We start from the raw sequence: 1,061 nt of genomic DNA, 5'->3' as shown, positions 1-1,061 counted from the left end.
GGGAGCAACGCGATTTGGTGAGGTGGGGCAAAAAAGGTATGATCGCTAAAAATTTTCTTCAGTACAAATTAACAATTGACTACTCATCAATACGTATTAGTACTTAATATAAGTTGCTTACGATTTTAATATGTGAACATAATCTGTTTTTTTGTGCCAAAAAAAAGGTAGGATTCCCTTTGGAGTAAAGGTTTTGATTTTAGATATCAAAACAAAAACAGAGAATGCCTACAATGAAATATTCTACTTTCGATTTAAGCAAATCATTAGAACACTTTCAAGAAAAAGTTACGAAACTTTTAGAATTAACAAATATTCCAGAATTCGATGGACAAGCTTTAAAAGTACGTGAAGGAAAAATTCGGGAATCTGCGTTAATTCTAGCAGGAGAATGCATTGCTTTATTGCTTCATAATCTGTCTAAATCTCAAGATTTTTTAGATAAAGCAATGCAGCAGACACAAGGTTGGTGGCATGATAAAACACAAAAACATGGACGAGTTTATATTATCTGCTACTGGGGAACGCTGTAAAACGTTAGTACGAGAACGAAATTATCTTTTAAAAGCTTACCGACGACGGCTTTTAAAATATAACGAAGTTGCGTTTCAAAAACTTCCTCTTGGCAGTGGTGCAGTTGAAAGTTTAATTCGTCAAGTTGTTAACTTACGGATGAAAGGAAACGGTAAATTTTGGTTAAAAAATAATGCTGAAATTATGTTACATCTTCGCTGCCAATGGATAGCTGGAAGCTGGAATAATTTTTGTGATTCTATCTTAAATTCATTCATTAAGCCGAAAGCAGCTTAAAATATTTTATACCTTGATACAGTTTTCAAGCATTTAATTGCTACAATTAATACTAAGTAACAAAGCTCTGTTGCAGATATTTTTTTAAATAATAGTCAAATGACTTACCAGTAATCTTTTTGAGATATCTCATGAAGATAATTTATACTGCCAAACAGTATGTTTGCTGCAAATAAAATCACTTTGTACTTAAATATGATTTTTAGCGATCGCTTGTTTTTGACTAGACCTCACCAAATCGCGTTGCTCCC

The 1,061-nt window shown here is 32.6% G+C and carries 1 pseudogene; it reads left to right on the top strand.

Annotated elements, in window-relative coordinates:
• Nucleotides 1-224 precede the first annotated feature (224 nt).
• Nucleotides 225-810, top strand: a pseudogene (locus CK510_RS30725) (hypothetical protein).
• The last annotated feature ends 251 nt before the right edge of the window (nt 811-1,061 follow it).

It is taken from the genome of Brunnivagina elsteri CCALA 953 (assembly GCF_002289455.1).
In the GTDB taxonomy this organism is placed as follows: domain Bacteria; phylum Cyanobacteriota; class Cyanobacteriia; order Cyanobacteriales; family Nostocaceae; genus Brunnivagina; species Brunnivagina elsteri.
Note: the sequence above shows the minus strand (reverse complement) of the source record. Positions and strands in the feature narration are given on the sequence as shown.